The sequence below is a fragment of the Mesorhizobium sp. B2-3-15 genome (genome assembly GCF_006442875.1).
Classification (GTDB): Bacteria; Pseudomonadota; Alphaproteobacteria; order Rhizobiales; family Rhizobiaceae; genus Mesorhizobium; species Mesorhizobium australicum.
This window is the reverse complement of the sequence record NZ_VFVO01000003.1, coordinates 384808-403333: the sequence shown is the minus strand read 5'-3', so window position 1 is coordinate 403333 and position 18526 is coordinate 384808. Positions and strand designations below refer to the sequence as shown.

At 60.9% G+C, this 18526-nt stretch carries 20 protein-coding genes and 2 tRNA genes; 7 read left to right on the top strand and 15 right to left on the bottom strand.

The annotated features are described in order from the left end of the window. Positions 1-192: 192 nt before the first annotated feature. From FJ954_RS09145 to FJ954_RS09125, 5 genes are all read right to left on the bottom strand, one after another. A complete protein-coding gene (locus FJ954_RS09145; RefSeq protein ID WP_140661135.1) occupies positions 193-1206 on the bottom strand; it encodes an AAA family ATPase in 1014 nt (337 codons plus the stop codon). 449 nt (positions 1207-1655) lie between these two features. Next, on the bottom strand, positions 1656-1853 hold the full coding sequence (locus FJ954_RS09140; RefSeq protein ID WP_140661134.1) for a hypothetical protein: 198 nt from the start codon (positions 1851-1853) through the stop codon (positions 1656-1658). After that, the gene (locus FJ954_RS09135; RefSeq protein WP_210243311.1) at positions 1853-2041 is read right to left on the bottom strand and encodes a helix-turn-helix domain-containing protein; all 189 of its coding nucleotides are present in this window, start codon (positions 2039-2041) and stop codon (positions 1853-1855) included. The genes FJ954_RS09140 and FJ954_RS09135 overlap by 1 nt, the downstream gene beginning before the upstream one ends. A gap of 105 nt (positions 2042-2146) precedes the next feature. Continuing rightward, on the bottom strand, positions 2147-2698 hold the full coding sequence (locus FJ954_RS09130; RefSeq protein ID WP_140661133.1) for a hypothetical protein: 552 nt from the start codon (positions 2696-2698) through the stop codon (positions 2147-2149). Then, positions 2698-4077 carry a tyrosine-type recombinase/integrase gene (locus FJ954_RS09125; protein ID WP_140661132.1) on the bottom strand — a complete coding sequence of 460 codons (1380 nt, stop codon included), beginning with the start codon at positions 4075-4077 and terminating at the stop codon, positions 2698-2700. Before FJ954_RS09125 ends, FJ954_RS09130 begins: the two co-directional genes overlap by 1 nt. A gap of 393 nt (positions 4078-4470) precedes the next feature. On the opposite strand from FJ954_RS09125, the gene FJ954_RS09120 reads away from it, so the two are divergent. Beyond that, positions 4471-5610 carry a hypothetical protein gene (locus FJ954_RS09120; protein ID WP_140616111.1) on the top strand — a complete coding sequence of 380 codons (1140 nt, stop codon included), beginning with the start codon at positions 4471-4473 and terminating at the stop codon, positions 5608-5610. A 100-nt stretch (positions 5611-5710) separates the two neighbouring features. Here the strand turns inward: FJ954_RS09120 and FJ954_RS09115 are convergent. The 6 genes from FJ954_RS09115 to FJ954_RS09090 all read right to left on the bottom strand — a co-directional run bounded on the left by FJ954_RS09115 (position 5711) and on the right by FJ954_RS09090 (position 8850). Next, positions 5711-5786 (bottom strand) — tRNA-Cys (locus FJ954_RS09115). 150 nt (positions 5787-5936) lie between these two features. Next, the gene (locus tag FJ954_RS09110; protein WP_140661131.1) at positions 5937-6341 is read right to left on the bottom strand and encodes a TadE/TadG family type IV pilus assembly protein; all 405 of its coding nucleotides are present in this window, start codon (positions 6339-6341) and stop codon (positions 5937-5939) included. Then, on the bottom strand, positions 6331-6771 hold the full coding sequence (locus FJ954_RS09105; RefSeq protein WP_041163437.1) for a TadE/TadG family type IV pilus assembly protein: 441 nt from the start codon (positions 6769-6771) through the stop codon (positions 6331-6333). The genes FJ954_RS09110 and FJ954_RS09105 overlap by 11 nt, the downstream gene beginning before the upstream one ends. A gap of 6 nt (positions 6772-6777) precedes the next feature. Beyond that, complete coding sequence (locus FJ954_RS09100) at positions 6778-8019, bottom strand: pilus assembly protein TadG-related protein (protein WP_181166292.1); 1242 nt, start codon at positions 8017-8019, stop codon at positions 6778-6780. 113 nt (positions 8020-8132) lie between these two features. Further along, positions 8133-8396: a DUF6074 family protein gene (locus FJ954_RS09095; RefSeq protein ID WP_140661130.1), complete on the bottom strand. Its 264-nt coding sequence runs from the start codon at positions 8394-8396 to the stop codon at positions 8133-8135. Positions 8397-8553: 157 nt separating this feature from the next. Continuing rightward, entirely contained in the window at positions 8554-8850 is a 297-nt protein-coding gene (locus tag FJ954_RS09090) for a DUF982 domain-containing protein (protein ID WP_015317559.1), read from the bottom strand. Positions 8851-9175: 325 nt separating this feature from the next. Between FJ954_RS09090 and map the strand changes: the two genes are divergently transcribed. Both map and radC read left to right on the top strand, forming a co-directional pair. Beyond that, on the top strand, positions 9176-10003 hold the full coding sequence (gene map, locus FJ954_RS09085) for a type I methionyl aminopeptidase (protein WP_015317558.1): 828 nt from the start codon (positions 9176-9178) through the stop codon (positions 10001-10003). A gap of 594 nt (positions 10004-10597) precedes the next feature. Beyond that, entirely contained in the window at positions 10598-11359 is a 762-nt protein-coding gene (radC, locus tag FJ954_RS09080) for a DNA repair protein RadC (protein ID WP_140616103.1), read from the top strand. A 155-nt stretch (positions 11360-11514) separates the two neighbouring features. Here the strand turns inward: radC and FJ954_RS09075 are convergent, their stop codons facing one another. Next, positions 11515-12039 carry a hypothetical protein gene (locus FJ954_RS09075; protein WP_224528020.1) on the bottom strand — a complete coding sequence of 175 codons (525 nt, stop codon included), beginning with the start codon at positions 12037-12039 and terminating at the stop codon, positions 11515-11517. A 152-nt stretch (positions 12040-12191) separates the two neighbouring features. Next, positions 12192-13676 carry a trigger factor gene (gene tig / locus FJ954_RS09070; RefSeq protein WP_140661129.1) on the bottom strand — a complete coding sequence of 495 codons (1485 nt, stop codon included), beginning with the start codon at positions 13674-13676 and terminating at the stop codon, positions 12192-12194. Positions 13677-14036: 360 nt separating this feature from the next. On the opposite strand from tig, the gene FJ954_RS09065 reads away from it, so the two are divergent. After that, positions 14037-14119 (top strand) — tRNA-Leu (locus FJ954_RS09065). A 111-nt stretch (positions 14120-14230) separates the two neighbouring features. Here the strand turns inward: FJ954_RS09065 and FJ954_RS09060 are convergent. Together FJ954_RS09060 and FJ954_RS09055 are read right to left on the bottom strand one after the other, a co-directional pair. Next, entirely contained in the window at positions 14231-14815 is a 585-nt protein-coding gene (locus tag FJ954_RS09060) for a GDYXXLXY domain-containing protein (protein ID WP_140661128.1), read from the bottom strand. Next, entirely contained in the window at positions 14812-15930 is a 1119-nt protein-coding gene (locus FJ954_RS09055) for a DUF2157 domain-containing protein (protein WP_140661127.1), read from the bottom strand. Before FJ954_RS09055 ends, FJ954_RS09060 begins: the two co-directional genes overlap by 4 nt. 234 nt (positions 15931-16164) lie before the next feature. Here FJ954_RS09055 and FJ954_RS09050 point away from each other — a divergent pair, with 234 nt between their 5' ends. The 3 genes from FJ954_RS09050 to trmFO all read left to right on the top strand — a co-directional run bounded on the left by FJ954_RS09050 (position 16165) and on the right by trmFO (position 18477). Continuing rightward, entirely contained in the window at positions 16165-16305 is a 141-nt protein-coding gene (locus FJ954_RS09050) for a DUF1127 domain-containing protein (RefSeq protein WP_013531315.1), read from the top strand. A gap of 49 nt (positions 16306-16354) precedes the next feature. Next, the gene (locus tag FJ954_RS09045; RefSeq protein ID WP_013531314.1) at positions 16355-16495 is read left to right on the top strand and encodes a DUF1127 domain-containing protein; all 141 of its coding nucleotides are present in this window, start codon (positions 16355-16357) and stop codon (positions 16493-16495) included. Between the two features lie 569 nt (positions 16496-17064). Further along, positions 17065-18477: a methylenetetrahydrofolate--tRNA-(uracil(54)-C(5))-methyltransferase (FADH(2)-oxidizing) TrmFO gene (trmFO, locus tag FJ954_RS09040; RefSeq protein WP_140661126.1), complete on the top strand. Its 1413-nt coding sequence runs from the start codon at positions 17065-17067 to the stop codon at positions 18475-18477. The last annotated feature ends 49 nt before the right edge of the window (positions 18478-18526 follow it).

Genomic DNA, 18526 nt, shown 5'->3' with positions numbered 1-18526 from the left:
AGGTCTGCACCTTCTCCCGCCAGAAAAAGACAACGGGTGCGGGTGAGCGTCGGTGCTCTGCTTTGCACTTCCAATTTGCTAGCGGGACAAGCGGGACAAAGCGCGACATGTCCCGGTGTGTCCAGGTGACGGTAAAGCGGGACAGGACGGGACATATACCTTTAGGTATGTCCCGGTGTCCCGGTCCCGGCCTCACCCTGCACATCGCCAGGCATGATCATCGTAGAACTGCACGTGGCCGTGTTCTCTCAGCGCATCGCGAGCACGTTGAAAGGCCTTCCGCTTGGCTTCGGCCGTATCATCGGCAGAGTGCAGATAGAAGTGCTGCCGCCAATGATCGATCATGACGACATTGCATGGGGGCCAATCTGATCCTTGCTTGCGCACACCATGTTCGACGAGCGCATCGTCAAGGGCATTGAGTGCGGCGCGGTTTTTGGCTGAGAGAGCGGTTTTCTTGGCCGCGGTTGATTTCACGCTGGTATCCATCTCGGGAACGAGGGTTCCGTGAGATTGCACCAGCCGGAATCCCCATGAGCCGGTACTGTCGGCATCCTTGTGGCGTTCGACCGTCAAGGTTGCCGTCATGGCTTCCTTATCTCCCTCCACCTTCAGGCGGGTATCGAAACTACCCCAGAAATGGGTGTGCATTCGAGCCCGGCTGTCGTCTTGCCAGCCAGTATGAGCAACTGTGAGGATGGAGGCGCCGGTTTCCCGTAGGATGCGCTGCACGCCATGCACCCAGGCACGTGCGGTCTTGTCCTCGATCTCGGAACCGGCCATTGAGCCGCCGAAGATGTCGATCACAACAAGCGCGAAGTTCCCACGAATGTTCATGGCGGCGATCAGCGCCGTGATGTCGTCTGCCACGTCCAGGCGGATTTCTTTTGGGTAGAGGTAGGCGCGGCGATCACCCTCATCTATCCGGTGATGCTCATACCAGCCTGGGATTCTAAGGCGTCCGACACCATTCGCCCCTTCGGTGGCTACGAACAGAACGCCGCCGGGGCTGACGGGGTTGCCGTGCCAGTCCTGGCCGGTATCGACACCGAGACCAATGTCGATGGCTAGGAAAGACTTGAACGCGTTGCTCTTACCGAACATGACGGCGGTAGAGCGCTTCTGGATAAGCCCCTCCACCAGCCATTCCGGTTCCGGCATCGCGCACATATCCTCATAGCTGAGGAGTTGGATCTTGTTGTCCATCAATAGCCCCTCCGCGCCTGCTGGCGGTATTCAACGGCCGCAAGCTCGATATGAGACGCTACCGGCGGCAGCACTGGCCGCCACGGTCTGTTGCTGAACTCGGCAACGATGCCGGCGACGTAACTGTACGATCGCGCGGTCCGGTCGTGCTCATAACCCGCCTCGTCAAAGCTAAGCACTGCGCATTGCAGATGGTTGCGAGATGCTGTCAGGTGCCGCAGAGCTGCATCGATATACAAGTCCATGCTCGGGGGATTGGGGCGGAAGGTCATACGGCGCCCCCGTAGGCGAGCCGGGCAACAGTCAGCGCCACCGGTACCGAGATCGGAAAGCGCGCGATGATACGTGACGCTTGCCTGAGACGGAGCGTTTCGCTATTATCGTGATCTCCGCTGCTGTGTTGAAAACCGACTTCGCGACGCTCGCCCTGCCCGGCGGGCTTTCGCATTTTAGGTGGCGTCTGCATTCGCGCCTCCTGCAATCAACATCTGGTGGTATCGGCGGATCGCCGCGCAAGCCAGGAGCGGGTTAAGATGGAACCGCTCCATGATGTCGACGGTAGCGGACCTGGGGCGCACGTCCTTCGGCGTTGCGGCCAACCATTGAGCCGCCGTCTCGATCAGTTGAAGTTCTCTTTCGCCGGTCATTACGCGGCCTCCCGAACCGGGAGCGAATGAAGGAATGCGGATAGATCCTCGCTGAGGATAATTGTGCGCCTACCCGCTTTCCTGGCACTCAACTTGCCAAGCTTGATGGCTTCAAAAATCTTAGTGCGGCCGATGCCAGAACGGTCAACGGCTTCCTCGATGGTCAGGCCAAATTTCTGATTTTCCAAGGTCTTGCTCCATGAACTGCGGAACGTCCGCGTGAATTCATGGGCGTATGGATGCTGCAGTAGGCCGAGACTAACCACCGCACGAAATGGGCATTTCGTGTTTGGCTATTTATCGATGAAATTGGAGACACGCGATTGAGCGACATCGCGATAGCGGGCATACGCCCGTTCAACCGTGGCTTCTGACAGCTTTTGGGTGCCAGCCACTTCGCCCACAGATTTCTCCTGACTCCACCCGTTGGCCACCATTCCGCAAACTACATGGATGGCAATCTTTACGTCTCGATCCTGCAGGGTGATGTCCCGAAAGGCAGACGTTTGCCCCTTACCATCGGCGCCGAATCCCAGCATTCGACCGACTGATTCCGCTTCCTTACGGCCTCGATGCTTCCCCTCCCTGATCATTTGGTTGAGCAAACCAGCACTTTCATAGAAATAGCGCAGAACCCAATCAGGAACCGGCAATTCGCTATCCATTGCTAGTCGAAGACCGACCCACGGCAATATCGGATTGAAGCTTTTGGCGTGGGTTTCACCGATCCGAGAAATCGCAAGAGTTCTCCATTTCACTTGCCAGTCCGGCGCGGTTACATCGATGCCATTTTGTTTGGCCTCAATCTTATCGGTTGCTTCGTCCCAAGGTTTGTTGAGAGCCATCACGCGCGAACTCCCATCTGAACGACGTTGCTGCCTTCCTGCGGTAGGAGCGGCACGACGGCCGCCGCCGCCATATCTTCCAGGCCATCGGCAATCCACCTGCCATAGTGCCTTTCGATCATCGGCACCGACGTGTCATGCAACGCCGCCACCAATCTGATTGGCAGGTTTGCCCGGATGCCGCGCACGATCGAGCTGTGCCGCAAGCTGTATGGGATCACGCCCGGCATTCCTGCACGTTGCCGGATTTCCCGCCAAGGCCTTTGCAATTCACTCGCGAACTGCCATGGGCCACGGCCAGCGCGTTCCCAGCCGATCGAGCCGGCCACTTGTTTGCTGCGCCACCGCTCCAGCAGATTTTCGTCATTGCCCCTGCCTGTGGTCGCGGGCAGCAATGCGTCCAGCACGTCATTGCCTACCGGATGTGGTGTGCTGGCGATCTTGCCGCCACGGCCCTTGCGGGAGCTTGGAACCATCAATCGGCCCTGCCCGCGCTGCACATCGCCGACCTTCATGCGAGCGATTTGCGAAAACCGTGCGCCCGTCGCTGCCAGCACCACAACGAACCGGAATAGGTCGCCATCCCAATTACCTTCTGTGTCGATCTGACGAGCGGCGGCGAGGATGATGCCCACTTGAGCGGCGGAAAGGATCTGATTGTCACGGGCCAGCGGCGCCGCGTCGTCACTGTCAACCTTCTCCGCCTTGAGGCCATGCTTGATGATCGCCGGCAACGTCGGGTCCAGTCGCTCCCGATGCGCGGCATAGGCACCGTTGAGAGCGGCTTTAAGGTCATTAATTAAACGCTGTTCGGTCGAGCTCTTCAATTCCTCGGGCAAACCTTTGCGCCACGTCAGCAGGTCGCTTTCCTTCAACTCGTGTAGGCCGATAGATGCCAGTGGCGCGGCGGGAACCGCCTCCTGCTTGCCGCGCTTGTCCTGCCCGAGCACATATCGCCGCAACCGCTGGCCAGCATCAGAGCGTACCGTGCGGCCCTTCCTTCGGGTGTCTCTGGCGTCACGTTCGGCCACGTAGGTTTCGACGGCAAGTCGAATGGTCAACACTGGACCAGCAGCGGCGGCTTTCGCTTCCTGCCGGGCCGTGGCTATGATTTGGCGGGCTTGTGTTTCCGCTTGGGTGAATGTCAGCAGACCGTCAGCCGGCTTGTCGTTGACATCGTTGGCGGGGCCGACCGGCGCCTGTAGGTAGTTCGCCCCTGCCCCGTGATTGCGCCACCGTGCGAACCAGACGCCACCGCGCTTCCCGCGCCGATACCAAATCGCAGCATCGGCGTCGAGACGGCGGGCATACTCCCCTGCCAACAGCTTCGAGCGAGCGCTTGCCGTCGTGATCGGGGCTTCCTTGAGCGTCTTGGCCATCGTCTTTCCGCCTTGCTGCTTTGAAAACACGTCGAATATACGTCGAATATACGTCCTTGTACATAGGTGAACGTCAGCGTATGGATTGCCGAGAAAATAAGGACTTTCGCGCACGTGGGCGGACACAATGAGTTCGAATTGTCAGCCCTTTCACGGCGGTAACAGGGGTTCGATTCCCCTTGGGCGTACCAGATTTTTCAGGCCTCGGTCTCTCCTTCCCGATTCTACACAGCGAGTGCCCGGCAGATTTGGCAGGGCGGCACCGCATCGACAATTTGAGGATCACGGCGTCCGTTGCGGCCGATGCTCAAGCCTGTTGCGGTGACCGCTCGGATTCTCGACCTTGTCGAGCAAACGGGCCGGTGGTTAAATGGACCGTAAGGGAGCGCTCACATGGCAGTTCACCTTTCGGCGGATACACGCGCTCCTGCGGCAACGCCTCCAAAATATCTCTTTGGTCCGCTCGCGGACTTTCTGATGCTTGGCGGCAGCGCATTCCTGATTTTGCCCGTGCTGTATTTCGTGCCGCTGAGATACGAAGGGCTCGTTGCGGCGACGATGCTTTTCCTGGCTTATCTGATCAACTATCCGCACTTCGCCCACTCCTACCAACTCTTCTACCGCAATTTTGGGCGGAAGCTGCGTGGCGACGGATACGACAGGAACCTGCAGATCCGCTACATCTTCGCCGGCATCGTCGTTCCCCTGCTCATGGGCGCATTTTTCGCTTATGGCTCGATAACGGCTAACGCCCGGCTCTTGGGGAATGCAACCAACGCGATGTTCTTTTTCGTGGGTTGGCACTACGTCAAGCAAGGCTACGGCATGTTGATGGTGGATGCCGTCCTGAAGCGCCGGTTCTTCACCGATCCGGACAAGAAAATCCTGCTGGTCAACAGCTATGCCGTTTGGCTGTTCGCGTGGCTTCAGACGAACACGGCGGTCAGCCAGGGAAAATACCTGGGGCTGGAATATTACACGTTTGCCACCCCTGCATGGCTCAATGCGATTGCACTCTCGGCCGCGGCCGCCTCCACGGCTGCCACGGTTGTGATGCTGATCAATCGCTGGACCAGGAATGGCGGCAGCCTGCCATATAACGGCATCATCGCCTACAGCGCGTCGCTATATCTTTGGATTCTGATCGTAAGGACAAACCCGCTCTGGCTGCTCGTAGTGCCGGCGCTCCATTCCTTGCAGTACCTGGCGGTGGTCTGGCGCTATCAGAGCAATGTCGAGCGTGATGCGCGCGATGCCGAAAAAATTCCGCAATCCAGAATCCTGTCGATTCTTGGTCCGGCCTACAGAGTGCGGCTCCTGGAGTTCATTAGTGCTGGCCTCCTCCTTGGCGGTCTGGGTTTCTGGCTGATTCCGACCGCGCTGACCGCCATTGTCCCCTATGACCGGGAGGTCCTTGGGTCGTCGCTGTTCTTCTTCATCGTGTTGATTTTCATCAACGTACACCACTATTTCCTCGACAACGTGATGTGGCGCCGCGGCAACCCCGAGGTGTCGAGATATCTGTTCCGTTAGAGCTTTTTGCGCCCAAGCGGAACCGCTCGGCGTAATGCGTAATGGACCAGGGACGGCTCCAATCCCGTCCCGGACCGACGATCCAGCCGCATCGGGATTTTGGAGGCCTCGCCTCGGAATCGAACCGAGGCTTCCGAGATTTGCAGTCTCTAGCGTAGCCGCTCCGCCACGAGGCCATACGTGCTTTCGTAAAGGGCACACGTTTAAAGATTCTTGATGTCTTGGATAAAAATTTCGACAATCCCGCGCTGGCAAAAGAGCCTGTTACTGGACGGAATGGAACCGTTCCAAACGTCCTTCGCCGACATGGCAGGGACAGCCCACGTCTAGCTGCCGACCAGCGGCACGGTAACGGTCGTCGCATAATTGATCGGAAAGGCACTGAAGTACGGGAAGTCTATGACGAACGCATAGGCAGCGGTCAGGTGCGCCATGCGAAAGCCGCCGCTCACGGGATCGATGGCGATCGTGACGTTGACATCCTTCAGACCCAGCGCAAGCAGTTTCTGCGTCGCGATCGCCTGGATGTCGGCCTGAGTCAGCGTGTTGTTAAGCTGCAGGGACCGTGCGGACGCCTCCAGCGTGTACCGAACGCTTGAGGCCGAATTCATCGACCAGCCGAAGGCGAAGATTCCGAATAGCAGCATGATGAGGAACGGTGCGATCAGCGCGAATTCGAGCGCGGCTCCGCCCGATCGATCGGCCCTGAAGCCCCTCGCATTACCGAACACGGATCAACTCCTGGTGGCCGATCGTGCTGGGGGCGGAAAAGACGCCGAAGGTGAAGGGCGGGGTCCAGGTGGCCGATGCCTGGATCTGAACAAAGACCGCCGACAACTTCGGTCCGCTGCACAGCGTCGAGGCGTCGACCACCGTCGTCCCGCATTTGTGGATCCGGCTCAGCGTGACCTGTCCGTCGTCCGGCCGCTTCTCCCAGCTCGAAAGGGCAACGGCCTGCGTTGCCGCATCGTCAGTCGACCCAGCCAGCACCAGGTTTGCCGCTGTCTTGACGCCGGCGCGCATCGACAGTGAGTTCGTGACGTATGACCAGCCGTCGACGATGCCGAGCAGCGCCAGGCACAGGAAGGGCAGCACCATCGCGAACTCAACGGCCGCAGCGCCTACCTCATCTTTAAGAATTGAGTACGATCGGCGATCCACGGAAGGTTACTCGACCAGCATCACGGACTGCGCGGCGAAAATATCGCCCATTCCAAGGCTCGTGCAATCCTGATTGATGGTCGCGTTGCCGGACCATTGGATCATGTCGGCGACAACCTGCGTGCACCCGCTTTTGCCGGAGAAATTCCCGAGATAGTTTACCTGCTGCCTGGGGAAGTAGAGCGCGCCGGTCAGCAACGAGGTTGCCGTGCCGTTAAAGGTACTCTGTCCGCCGGTGGCCGTTCTGTCGCCATACATCAGCACGCCCGAGTAACTGCCGGACGTCGGCGCGCTCAGATTGACCGTGGCGTTGCCGTTCATCGACACACGCGAGGCGCCGGCGAGGTAGATGGTGACGCCGTCACCGAAGACGTTGGCGTTCGCATTCACTTTGAAATCGCCCCCCTGGACGACGTAGACCCCAGGCGAAAGGGTGACATCGCCGCTGAGGCTGAGTCCACTGCAGTAGGTCCCCGGCTGGATCGTTTGCGTCGTCTTGTTGCCATTGATATTCTTGCAGGGGTTCGAGGCCGCCGGGGCCGGAAGGCCGGCAAATGGATCCGCGGCAGGCAGCGCCTGGGTGATCGGGGCCGCGCAAACGGTGGTGACGGGATTGCTAAGAGAGACGCCGCCCGCCGTTATCAGGCAATCGACCTGGAGACCCGCCGATCCCTGAAGCTTGATGGCATCCGAGGCGATCGAATTGGCCATCACCGAGCAGCCGGTGAACTTCACGCTGGTGTTGCCAGAAAACAGGGCAGCCTGCGAGGCGGTCGGATCGAGCGCGAGTATGCAGGCCTTCGAAGCATTGGTGATGAGGGCCACGGCCCTCGCCTGTTCTGGAACCTGGGTCTGAGTGAAGATCAGGGTGAACATCCGATCGAGCTTTTGGCCGACGATCACTTCAACCGCTTTCTTGGCCGTGTTCGGTCCGGACGCGGGCGGCGTATTGACGACGATCGTGCCTGCGCCAAGCCCATTCGTCGCGGCCGACTGGGTCGCCGCCGCGACGATCGTCGGCGTATCGGAACCCGAGATCTGCTCCAGCGCGCCGGCATAGGCCGCGGCATCCGCCGTGGCCTGCAGTCTCAAGCTGTTATAGTACCAATAGGAGGTTTCCACGCCAAAACCCGCCGCACCGACAACGATCGGCAGGGTGAGGGCAAAGATGGTGGCGACGTTCGCGGCTCTGCTGCGGCCTATGCCGGCCGCCGTCAGCCGTATCCGGGTGAAGCAGTTGAACACCATGGTCAATTAGAAAGCACGCATATATGAACGAAAGGCTAAAACTTAGGCTCATTTTCGATCAGGGGTGCCATTGTTTGATCGGAGGTGCCATCGTCTGATCGGCGTCCGCCGCTTCAGGCGGAAAGAACTGGCACGGACTCACTGTTCGACTCAGCCAACAATTCTCTTTGCACGGCCAGGAAGAACCTGCGCACTTCGTCGCTGGCTGCCGTTCTGTCCCTGCCCGTCCCGACAACGAGATCGAGCAACTCCGTCGCTTTTGCCTTCCAGAACGAGGTGGCGGTCTCGCCATGCAGATTGCCGAGCTTGGCGGCAACTTCCCTGACCAAGAATAGCTGACGATCGATCGGGAACGCACGGACTTTTTCTGGGTACATCTTCCGAACCATGAAACTGACGCAACGAATCAACCATTGCCGAACAAGCAATGGCTAACAGCGAAGGTGGAAACGGAAGCTTAACGGTGACCGGCGATGCGTCGCGCACGCGAATTGTCATGTACTTTCGAACCCGAACTGGTTCACCCGGCGGCCCTCAGGCCGGCAGTGCTCTCGCCTCGCCGCCGCGCTTGCGCGGCACCATCATGTCGCCGGCCATCAGTCCGGTGACACGGCAGAACGCCATGAACGCCCGGCAGGCGTCTTCGGTCTCGACCACATCCACCGTGGCACCGAAACAGGCATTGAAGGCTTTCTGATACACCGGCCCCTGCCGGCGTGCCGGCCAATCCTGCAGAAAATCGAGCGCCTGCTCGACGCTGTAGATTTCCTCGACGGGCAAGCCGGGGCCTGGTGCGATGCGCACCGGCACCTCGAATTGCAATCTGTCCATTCGACATCTCCCGAACCGGCATCGCCCAAGCAACGCCGTTCGTCGTCAAAAGTTGCTTCGTTCGTTTTGTGCCACGGAAATGTGTCGTCACTGCGGAAACCCGCCGCTTTGCTGCAGCGGGCAAAGGCAAAGCCTGCCGGCACCAGGCGGCCCGGCAGTGAAAGCAACGCCGCGAAAAACGGGAAAGCATTGCCTCGGCAAGCGAATATCCGGCGGCTGGGACCGCATCAGGCAGTTCTTCCTTGAACCTTTCGCTCCCAAGTGCCAAATCTGGTGCCACTTACGCGCCTCACTCCTGCCGCGCGCCACCTTCTATATGGACAAAATGGTCACCTATCTCGACGCCGCCACTGCACCGCTCAGAAACACCGGCCAGATCCGCCTCTATGGCGAGGAAGGCTTTGCCGGCATGCGCAAAGCATGCGACCTCACCGCGCGCTGCCTGGACGAGCTGGTGCCAATGGTCGGTCCCGGCGTCACCACGGACACGATCGACCGTTTCGTCTTCGAGTTCGGCATGGACAACGGCGCGCTGCCGGCCACACTCAACTATCGCGGTTACACGAAATCGTCCTGCACCTCGATCAACCATGTCGTCTGTCACGGCATTCCCGACAACAAGCCGCTGAAGGATGGCGATATCGTTAACATCGACGTGACCTACATCCTCGATGGCTGGCACGGCGATTCCTCGCGCATGTATCCGGTCGGCACGATCAAGCGCGCCGCCGAACGCCTGCTCGAGGTCACCCATGAGTGCCTGATGCGCGGCATCGCCGCGGTCAGGCCGGGCGCGCGCACCGGCGCCATCGGCGCCGCCATCCAGACCTACGCCGAAGCGGAGCGCTGCTCCGTGGTGCGCGATTTCTGCGGCCACGGCGTCGGCCAGCTGTTCCATGATGCCCCAAACATCCTGCATTATGGCAGCGCCAATGAAGGCGTGGAAATGCGCGCCGGCATGATCTTCACCATCGAACCGATGATCAATCTTGGCCGGCCGCATGTGAAAGTCCTGTCGGACGGCTGGACGGCGGTGACGCGCGATCGCTCGCTGTCGGCGCAGTATGAGCACACGATCGGCGTGACCGACACCGGCTGCGAGATTTTCACGCTGTCGCCCAAAAAGCTCGACCGCCCCGGCCTGCCGGTTTAGGACACCGTGGCGAGGTCTTGAATAGCGGCCTATTTCCAGTGTTTGCGCGGCCGCCAGTCTCGTCCTGATCTCTTAGCCAGCGCATTATTTCCCGGCAACTGCGCGGACGGCCATCGCTAACCCTGCCATTGATGCAGGGATCGTAGCGTTCGCGCCGGTAATTGTCGTGCCGTTCCCGATAACGCTCCCGGCGGTCCAGCATGCGCAGGAGCTCCCGGCAGTTATGCGGCTTACCGTCGCTGTAACGGCCGTCCGTGCAAGGATCATCGTATTGGATGAAATGGATCGGGAGGTTCTGATCAGAGCGGCTACCGGCGGGTACGGCATCGATCACCAGGGCAGCCATTGCAGGGCTGAAGCTCAGAAACAGCCCGACGGACAGCAGGATACGAACGAGGCTGGGCATCTTGGTTCTCCAATGCGGGGCCATCAATGGCGATGCCGTGAGCTTGCGCGACCCCCATTGCCGCGACATTGCGTTGAGGTCGGTGGCTTACTTATTCCTTGCCGCCGAAAAGACCTCGACCGCCCCCGCCCGCCGTCCTAGTGTTTCGCGGGGATCAGCGATCATTGCTCGGGCTGGATGGGCGGCACATGGCGACACAGGGCGATGACGACGAGCGGAGTTTCTTCTCCGAGGTGCCGGTGCGGCAAGCCACGAAGGCCAGACAGGCTCCCGCCGAAAAGCCTCACTATCTCGGCCACCGTGATCGTCTGCGCGAGCGCTTTGCCTCGGCCGGCCCGGATGCCTTGCCCGACTATGAACTGCTGGAACTCCTGCTTTTCCGCCTGATCCCGCGCGCCGACACCAAGCCGGTCGCGAAGGCGCTGCTGGCCCGCTTCGGCACGTTGGCCGAAGTGCTCGGCGCGCCCGTCGGCCTGTTGCAGGAGGTCACGGGCATCGGCCCGACCGTGGCGCTTGAGCTGAAGGTCATCGCGGCGACCGCCCAGCGCATGGCGCGCGGCGAGGTTCAGGGCCGCGAAATCCTCTCGTCATGGCAGCAGCTCCTCGACTATTGCCGCTCGGCCATGGCGTTCGAGGCGCGCGAGCAGTTCCGCATCCTTTTCCTCGACAAGAAGAACGCGCTGATATCAGACGAGGTGCAGCAGACAGGCACGGTCGACCACACGCCCGTCTATCCCAGGGAAGTGGTCAAGCGCGCGCTCGAACTGTCGGCCACCGCGATCATCCTGGTCCACAATCACCCCTCCGGCGACCCGACGCCGTCGCGTGCCGATATCGAGATGACGAAAGAGATCATCGAAGCCGCCAAGCGGCTGGGCATTTCCGTGCACGACCACATCATCATCGGGCGAAAGGGCTATTCCAGCATGAAGGGCCTGCTGCTGATCTAGGTCTTGTATTCGCGAGACGGCAACGCCACGGCGCTGGCGATTATCCTGGCCGGAATTTGAAATCATTCAATTGTGGAAAGAACGATGCTGATGCCGCGCACTCGCGGATCAATCTTCCAGTGGCGACAGCCCAAAAGATCGCCACTCTTCTAAAATCAAGGCCGATCGGTCTTGCAGCTGCCGGCAATCTGGCTGACCGCCTCGTCGAAGCCGGCGAGGTCGAAATCGGCTTGGCCACGCCCCGACAACAATCCGAAGCGCCATGACAGCAGCAGGCGGTTTGCCGGAACGAGGCGCTTGATGCCATCGGCGCCGTCGCGCATCAGCTGCCTGCCGCGCGTGCCGACGGACCAGCTCTCGTCGAATTTGCCGGCGCCGTCGATGGTCACCGACATGGTGATTTTCCGGCTTGCGGAGACCGCGTCGTTCAATTGCAGCCATTCGGTCCAGGCCGGCTCGCCGTCAGCCCGGCAAGCGATGGTCAGCACCGGGCTGTAGCTCAGCGCGCCGCCTCCGGTGATCAGTTTGTTGGTGGCATAGACCGACGCCGTGACGAGGCCGTCATTGGCCGTGTCAAAACGCCAATTCTCCGTACCGGCCCCGGCAGCGCCGCAGGCCAAGGCAAGGAAAAGCACCGTGGCGGCAGCGCGCCTCGTTCCCACGAACACCCCCAACGACATCACCAATTACCTCTGGCCTTCCAACCAACCAGATAATGATCAAGGCTTCGTATCGCCACCGGTGCCCATCAGGAACGAATCCGATGTTGCAGTTTGGCAACGAAAAAAGGCCGCCCGGAGGCGGCCTTTTGGAATTCGCTGCAATGAGCGGCCTATTCGGCGTCCTTGGCGGCCTTCTTTTTCGGCGCGGCCTTTTTTTTCGGCTCTTCCGTCTCGTCAGCGGCATCGCTTGCCTTGGCTTCGGCCTTCTTCGACGCGGCTTTCTTGGCCGGCTTCGCCTTGGCCTTGGTCTCGTCTTCCTCGTCGTCGGCCATCAGCTCTTCCTTGCTGACCTTGACGTCGGTGACCGAGATCTGTTCGAGCAGGTGGTCGACAACCTTCTCCTCGAACATCGGCGCCCTGAGCGCGTTGAGCGCCTCGGGATTGCTGCGATAGAACTCGAAGGCTTCCTGCTGCTGGTTGGCCGGGAAGCGGCGAACCTGCTCGAACAGGCCGCGTTGCAGTTCCTCGTCCGAAACCGTGACGCCGGCCTTCTCGCCGATCTCGGCCAGCACCAGGCCAAGGCGCACGCGGCGCTCGGCAAGGCGCATGTATTCGGCGCGCGCATCTTCCTCGGTCGTCTCTTCGTCGGCGAAGGTGCGGCCGGCGGCTTCCAGGTCGCGGTTGACCTGCGCCCAGATGTTGTTGAACTCGGCTTCGACGAGCTTCGACGGCGCTTCGAACGAATAGGCCGCATCGAGCTGATCGAGCAGCTGGCGCTTGACCTTCTGGCGCGTCATCGAACCGAACTGGTTCTCGATCTGGCCGCGCACGATGTCACGCAGGCGCTCGAGCGATTCCAGGCCAAGGTTCTTGGCGGTCTCGTCGTTGATTTCGAGCTCGCCGGGCTTCGACACTTCCTTGACGGTGACCTCGAAGGTCGCTTCCTTGCCGGCCAGATGCGCCGCCTGGTAGTTTTCCGGGAAGGTCACGGTGATCTGCTTCTCGTCACCGGCCTTGGCGCCGATCAGTTGATCCTCGAAGCCCGGAATGAACTCCTTGGAGCCCAGCACCAGCGGCTGGTCGTTGCCGGCGCCGCCAGCGAAAGCCTCGCCGTCGATCTTGCCGACATAGTCGATCGTGACGCGGTCGCCTTCGGCGGCCTTGCCGGTCTTCGGCTCGTAGCTGCGCGCCGATTCGGCGACGCGCTTGACCTGGTCGTCGATTTCCGAATCCGGAACGTCGAACACCTGGCGCGTCACCTTGATGTCGGAGAAATCCTTGATCTCGATCGCCGGAATGACCTCATAGTTGAGGCGGAACTCGAAGTCGGCGCCTCCGGCCAGGATCTTCTCGGCTTCCTTCTCGTCCTCGGTCATGATGACCTCAGGCTGCATGGCGGCCTTTTCGCCGCGCCCGGTGATGATCGAGCGGGTCGAGTCGTTGAGGATCTCGTTGACCACTTCGGCCATGAACGACTTGCCATAGACCTTGCGCAGGTGCTGCACCGGCACCTTGCCCGGACGGAAGCCGTTGATGCGGACCTTGTTGCGGGCGTCCGACAGCCGCGCCATCAGCTTGGCTTCCATATCACCGGCCGGCACGGTGATCTTGATCTCGCGCTTGAGACCGGAATTGAGAGTTTCGGTGACCTGCATCGTAAAACCTTTGTTTTCACCAATGAGGCTGCCAAACGGCTCCCTGCCGTTCACAGCCTGCCGGTAATTCTTGCCGGGAATGGCTTTTGGTACGGAACCTGGCGATTTGACCGGAAATACGGCTCAAACTCTCCCAAACTGCGTTCCAAAATGTGAATAAGTTCTTGTTTTTCCTACTTCTTATCACATCTTGTAGAAGCGGATCGTCGCGTTCCGTCACATTTGACACGCCTTTTGTCACAGGCGAGCCTAATTTTCAACAGTCTTCGCGTTTAGGCGAATAACCAACATTCCGGCCCTGAGCCAACATCTTGTCTCCGACATTGACAGAATGATGGCTACATGGGATTGCCGGGCCACGCGGGTATGGCGGAACTGGTAGACGCACCAGATTTAGGTTCTGGCGAGAGATCGTGGGGGTTCGAGTCCCTCTACCCGCACCACCCTTCGCTCTTCGAGCTTCGGGTGGCAGGTCACCCGGAGCTCGCTAGACGAAGGAGCGTCCTGCGAGACCTGGCGAAGAGGACCGGCGTCGTTATCGCGCGTCCCACGACCTAATAGAGCGGCTCCTCGAAAAGCGTCTTGTCGCCATCCATCAGCGCCTTGATCTGCGCCGTGCCGTCGGCGGCGAGCGCCAGCTTGATCCCGAACGGGCGCACCCGCATGTCGCTCTGGATCGCCATCCCCTCGCCTTCGGGCAGATAGAAGCGCTCGATGCCGTAATCCGGCGCGATCGTCATGCCTTCGCCGCGAAGATCCCAACCTGCGGCGACATGGCCCGAAATGTCGGCTTCGTCCGCGGCGGCCGGCGTCGGTGCCGTGCCGAACCAGGCGGCGGTCGGCGTCCAGTAGCCGTCGGCGCCCTTCTTCAGCCGGACCACGATCGAGGTGTCGTCGCTGGACTGTTTGTCGGACGCAATGTTGGCGATCATTTTCACCGGTATGCGCGAGATGTCATAGCCGAGGACGATATAGTCGCCGCGCAGCAAGTCGCGCGGATCGACTGGTTGGATCTTCAGCAGCACTTCCTTGCCGTTACGCAGGATCGCCGCACGGCTGGCAATGATCCAACTGAGAAAACCGAGTTGGACGAGCGCCAGCACCAGCGCCGAGATGACAAGCCTCTTCCCGGTCATCATGCCGTGGCTCCCCCAATGGCCGGACCCTTCATGCGTTTTTCGACGCGGATGATGACGATCGCAAGCACGCCCAGCAGCAGCGCGGCGGCGAGGAAGAAGCCGGCGGTGTCGAGCATCGACTGAAGCGTCACGACATAAATGATGGCGAGTTCGAAGGCGAAGCCGAGATAGGCCAGCCAGCGCAGCCCGCGGCTCTCACGGCCTGCGAACACGACAGCCGCGACGATCCCCGCCAATGCGACGACCGAAGCGATGACGAAACCGCTGTTGTAGGTGCTCTCGTCAGCCAGTTCGAACTGGATGATGGCCAGGCCGGTGAGGAAGCCGAGCAGCGCGTGTAGGGGCAAACGACCGCCGAGTTGCACGATCCTGTCGACCGGTTCCGGCGCAAGAACGGCAGCTGCGAAAAGCGCGACGGAGACGATGACCAGAGGGATCGCTACCGGCAGTGTCGCGTGATCCATGGCCAGGAGCACCAAATAGAAAAGCAGCGACAGGATGATCAGATGCCGCGCCGGCTGGCTGCGGGTCCAGAACGATACGGCAAACAGCACCACCGCCATGACGATGAAGGCGTGCGGAAACTCGCTACGGCTGTAATAGTCGAACCCTTTCAGGAACAGCCAGGCATCGGCGATACCGATCGCTGTCACGGTCAGCGCGTTGGAGCGCAGCGCCACCGCCGCCAATGCCGTGCCGGCGCCCCAGGTAACCAGGGCGGAAGCCTCGTCGCCGGACAAATGGTACATCTGCCCGATCAGCGCGATCGAAGCGCCGAACGCGGCCGCCGCCACGACCCACAGGGCTTCGCCGATCGCCGCATGGTCGCGCGTCTTCAGCACCGCCCCGCCGACATAGCCGCCAAGGATAACGGCGAACAGCGCGGCCACCCGTGCCAGCCGCGGGATCGCTTCCCAATTGGCGGCGACGAAGATCAGGATGGCCGCTCCAAAGAGCAGGGCTGCCATCATCGCGAGGATCGAGCCGAAGCTGAGCGACTGGCGGCCGTTGGCGTCGACGTCACGGGTCAGGGAATCGGCTGTGGCGGCGTCGATCAGGCCTGCCTGCCGCCACCGCGCGATATCGGACCTTAGTCGTGATGAATAGCCCGCCATTCCCCTTCTCCCCCAGTTGGTCTTTTTTCAGCCGATCAGCCCAAACCGTTGACGTCACGGCACTTTCTGATTCTGGCTTCTTTGTGTCGGGTCGGTGAAACCGCGTTAATGTTGCATTGCACAATTTGCATTGCTGCCATGCAGCCATAGCGCTTTTAAATCGATATGGGTCCCCCTACTTATGGTTCGTACACAAACGGAATGATCCGCAAGAAAGACGAAACGAGAACTACCATGAACCTGATCCGCAACTACCGCAACTGGCGCCGCTACCGGGACACCGTCTCCGAGCTGAGCCGCCTGAGCAACCGTGAACTGACCGACCTCGGCATCAGCCGCAGCGACATCCCTTACGTCGCTCGCAAGGCGGTCTAATCCTTCGGGCCGCGAATGGTCCGAACCAGTTTTGAAAAAGAGAACGACAATGAACTTGATCCGCAACTATCGTAACTGGCGCGTTTATCGCGAGACGGTTACCGAGCTGGGTCGCCTTTCGAACCGCCAGCTGCATGATCTCGGTATCGTCCGCGACGAAATCAAGATCATCGCCCGCCAGGCGATCTAACCAAGGAATTTCGCTGGGGTCGACCTCCTCCCCGACCCAAGCGAATTCGGTCCGCCCTTACCTCCTCCCAAGGGTTGACCATCAAAACGGCGCCCGCCGCACCTCCTCCCGCGGCGGGCGTTGTTTCCCCGGGGCAAAAGCATTTTGCCCCAGAGGTTTCGCCCTCTCTAAAAATGCGAAGAGAATTTCGTCTGAGCCGACCTCCTCCCCGGCGATGACGAATAGGCCCAACCTTCACCTCCTCCCGAAGGTTGGCCACCCAAACGGCGCCCGCCGCACCTCCTCCCGCGGCGGGCGCTGTTTCCCCGGGACAAACGAATTTTACCCCAGAGGTTTCGCCCTCTCTAAAAATGCGAAGAGAATTTCGTCTGAGCCGACCTCCTCCCCGGCGATGATGAATCGGTCGGCCTTCACCTCCTCCTGAGGGTCGACCCCCAAAACGACACCCGCCGGACCTCCTCCCCCGGCGGGTGTCGTTGTATTCAGGGGCAGGTGTTCCCGACCAGGCGTTTCGCGTTACCGCCACGCGACAATTGCAATCGCCGCGGCAAGCGATTATTCCGGCGGCCATGAGCAAAAATCCAATCCATATCATCGGCGGCGGCCTCGCCGGTTCCGAAGCGGCATGGCAGGCGGCCGAGGCCGGTGTTCCCGTCATCCTGCATGAAATGCGCCCGGTTCGCGGCACCGATGCCCACAAGACCGATGGCCTGGCCGAACTCGTCTGTTCCAATTCCTTCCGCTCCGACGACGCCGAAAACAACGCCGTCGGCCTGCTGCATGCCGAAATGCGGCTGGCCGGCTCGCTGATCATGAGCGCCGGCGACGCCAACCAGGTGCCGGCAGGCGGCGCGCTGGCCGTCGACCGCGATGGTTTTTCCGACGCAGTGACGAAAAAGCTCGAGGCACATCCGCTGATCACCATCGAGCGCGAGGAAGTTCCCGGCCTGCCGCCGGCGGAGTGGGACCAGGCGATCATCGCCACCGGGCCGCTGACCGCGCCGTCGCTTGCCCAGTCGATCGCCGAAGCGACCGGCGCCGATGCGCTCGCTTTCTTCGATGCCATCGCGCCGATCATCCATTTCGACACGATCGACATGGATACCTGCTGGTTCCAGTCGCGCTACGACAAGGTCGGGCCTGGCGGCACCGGCAAGGATTATATCAACTGTCCCATGGACAAGGATCAGTACCTCGCCTTCGTGCAGGCGCTGGTCGACGGCCAGAAGACCGAGTTCAAGCAATGGGAAGGCACGCCCTATTTCGACGGGTGCCTGCCGATCGAGATCATGGCCGAACGCGGCGTCGAGACGCTGCGCTACGGACCGATGAAGCCGATGGGCCTCACCAATGCGCACAATCCGACGGTGAAGGCCTATGCGGTCGTCCAGTTGCGGCAGGACAATGCGCTGGGCACGCTCTACAACATGGTCGGCTTTCAGACCAAGCTGAAGCACGCCGAACAGGTGCGCGTGTTCCGCACCATTCCGGGCCTCGAAAACGCCGACTTCGCCCGCCTTGGCGGCCTGCACCGCAACACCTACATCAACTCGCCGACCTTGCTGGACGCCTCGCTGCAGCTGAAGTCGCGACCCGGCCTGCGCTTCGCCGGCCAGATCACCGGCTGCGAAGGCTATGTCGAGAGCGCCGCCATCGGCCTGCTCGCCGGGCGCTTCGCCGCGGCCGAGCGGCTCGGCCATGCACCATCGCTACCGCCGCTTACCACCGCCTTCGGCGCGCTGCTCAACCACATCACCGGTGGCCACATCGTTTCCGACGACGAGCCGGGCAAACGCTCTTTCCAGCCGATGAACGTCAATTTCGGCCTGTTCCCGCCGGTCGAGGCGCCGAAGAGCGAGGGCAAGCGCATGCGCGGCAAGGACAAGACCGTCGCCAAGCGCCACGCCATCACCTCGCGTGCCCTGCAAGACTGCCGTGAATGGCTGGGTGTGCCGGCGCAGACGGCTGAGGCTGCCGAATAAGCTCGCGGCCTGATTGGACGCTCGGCGTAAAGTAGGATACTATCCTACT